Below are 684 nucleotides of genomic sequence, written 5' to 3'. Positions count from 1 at the left end.
GTTGACGGCCTGACCATCATGGTTGCGGGGCAATTTAAATACAGCCCCTCAAAATTCAAGCGTGAAACCCTGACGGGTATGGATGGGGTGCATGGTTATAAAGAAACCTTTAGCGCCCCGTTTATTTCCTGCCAAATCCGTGACAGTGGCGGCACGTCGATCAGCGATTTTAACGACCAGACCAATGTCAATATTGTCTGTGAGCTGGCCAATGGCAAAACGATTATCGGCAGTGGTCTGTGGTCGGTAAATACCCAAGAAGTAGATAGCACCGAGGCGACTGCTGATATTCGCTGGGAAGGTGGTTCTGTATCGGTGACGGAGAACTAAGATGTCTGAACTGGAACGCACTAAAACAATCCCTCTCGTTAAGCCTATTTCTCATGAAGCCACTAAAACCACCTATGAGGCTATCGAACTCAGTGAGCCGATATTGATTCAGGTTCAGCAGTTTTATGACGAACAGGCTAAATCTGGTGCACTCAGTGCGATGGGGCTGCTTATTTCGCTGGTGTCGAATGTGCCGCGTGAAGCCATCAAAAAGATGGCTTTTACCGACTATAAAGCCTGTGAGGTCTACATGATGGGTTTTTTAGCCTACTCCCCCCAGGTGGAGAATGGGGTAACGAACTAGCAGATGTGACCTATTACTATGGGTGGGGACCAGCAGATGCCTGGTCCCTG

The 684-nt window shown here is 49.0% G+C and carries 2 protein-coding genes; both read left to right on the top strand.

The annotated features are described in order from the left end of the window. Positions 1-330, top strand: a 330-nt coding sequence (locus V2A85_RS24230) for a phage tail tube protein (protein WP_420072625.1), incomplete at its 5' end; no start/stop codon positions are given. 1 nt (position 331) lies between these two features. Further along, positions 332-634, top strand: coding sequence for a phage tail assembly protein (locus V2A85_RS24225; protein ID WP_080608340.1), 303 nt, complete (start codon positions 332-334; stop codon positions 632-634). Positions 635-684 lie beyond the last annotated feature (50 nt).

The organism is Yersinia sp. 1252 StPb PI (assembly GCF_048593885.1).
Lineage (GTDB): Bacteria > Pseudomonadota > Gammaproteobacteria > Enterobacterales > Enterobacteriaceae > Yersinia > Yersinia enterocolitica_E.
Note: the sequence above shows the minus strand (reverse complement) of the source record. Positions and strands in the feature narration are given on the sequence as shown.

Coding starts and splice junctions, on each gene's coding strand:
- V2A85_RS24225 (WP_080608340.1), top strand. CDS start 332: ATGTCTGAACTGGAACGCACTAAAACAATCCCTCTCGTTAAGCCTATT.